This window comes from Bacillus sp. SIMBA_074 (assembly GCF_046534555.1).
Classification (GTDB): domain Bacteria; phylum Bacillota; class Bacilli; order Bacillales; family Bacillaceae_G; genus Bacillus_A; species Bacillus_A mycoides.
Genome location: NZ_JAWRYM010001261.1, coordinates 1 through 234 on the forward strand (window position 1 = coordinate 1; position 234 = coordinate 234).

At 68.8% G+C, this 234-nt stretch carries 1 protein-coding gene; it reads right to left on the bottom strand.

What is annotated here, in order from left to right; translation table 11 throughout:
* Positions 1-43 precede the first annotated feature (43 nt).
* The coding region (locus SB773_RS34770) for an isocitrate/isopropylmalate family dehydrogenase (RefSeq protein WP_410595121.1) at positions 44-234 on the bottom strand (191 nt) is incomplete at its 5' end.

Genomic DNA, 234 nt, shown 5'->3' on the forward strand with positions numbered 1-234 from the left:
GATGCTGGTCGAGGTCATGACTGGTCCTTTATGCGACGGTGATTCAATTCTGCGCCACGCGCGCGGCGATCGCGTCGCCGATCTCGGCGGTCGTTCGCACAGCGCCCGTGCGCTCGGCGAGGTCGGCGGTCACCGCCTGCTCGACACGCTGGGCGAGTCCTTCTTCGCCGAGGTGGCGGAGAAGGAGCGCGATGGAGAGGATCGCGGCGGTGGGGTCGGCCTTCTGCTGGCCGG